At 60.7% G+C, this 1,025-nt stretch carries 1 protein-coding gene; it reads left to right on the forward strand.

Annotation, left to right across the window (positions count from 1 at the left end; translation table 11 throughout):
• Window positions 1-38: 38 nt before the first annotated feature.
• On the forward strand, window positions 39-1,025 hold a 987-nt coding region (locus OU682_RS24095), incomplete at its 3' end, for a family 16 glycosylhydrolase (protein WP_268944701.1).

Consider the following 1,025-nt stretch of genomic DNA (forward strand, 5'->3'; position numbering starts at 1 on the left):
AGCGCGCGCATGCGGGCGGATCAGGGTACAGTTCCGGCTTGCTGACAACCGAGATGAGCTTCTCGGTTGCGACGGGCCATATCGAGATCAGGGCCGATGTGCCGGATGAAGTCGGCTTGTGGAGCGCATTCTGGCTGTTGCCGGCGGATGGCGATTGGTCGGCCGAAATCGATGTGTTCGAGTTCCTCGGCGAGAACACGGGCATCTTGCATACGAATGTCTGGTCCGATGGATCGCCCGACAGTCTGGCGGTAGCGGTCGAGGGCGCGGGAGAGGGCTTCCATACCTACGGCCTGCTGTGGACCTCGGACTCGATGGCCTGGTACTACGATGGCGCTCTCGTTCGCGAGGAGAATGTCGTCTTGACCGAGGAGATGTACCTGATCCTCAACCTCGCGGTAGGCGGATGGGCAGCCGATCCGGACACCACCACCGACTTCAGTGATGCGCTGCGTGTCGATTACATCAGGGTCTATGAGCTCGAAGCAAGAAACACCCGCAATCCGAGCTTGAGTGAGGAGCCGTCCTTGGCAGATCGTCAGGGGGTGGGCAGCGACGCCAGCGATCTGATGGATGGATCCCGATGGGCAGACCTGATCGCCGCCGGCAGCGGAAACGACACCGTCTATGGCGATGATGGGAATGATCGCCTTTTCGGTGGTGCCGGAGACGATCAGCTGTTCGGCCATGCCGGCGCAGACTATCTGGCCGGAGAGAGTGGAAAGGACAAGCTGATCGGCGGTCTCGGTAGCGATGTTCTCGTGGGCGGCGGAGGGACCGATCACCTGTGGGGTGGGAACTACAAGAAGGATGGCAGTTCTGATGTGTTCGTGTTCGGACGGGGGTGCGGGGTCGACTACATCCATGATTTCGAGCCTGGCACTGACAGGATCGACATTGCCAGTCTGCCGCTCACGTTCGACAAGCTCGTCGCGGGCATGAAGGATGAAGGCTGGGCGGTGAGAGTGAACCTTGGCACTGGACCCGATCTTACGCCCGATGCCATCTATCTGGTGGGCCTTTCC

The sequence above is a fragment of the Paracoccus benzoatiresistens genome (assembly GCF_026913015.1).
GTDB lineage: Bacteria > Pseudomonadota > Alphaproteobacteria > Rhodobacterales > Rhodobacteraceae > Paracoccus > Paracoccus benzoatiresistens.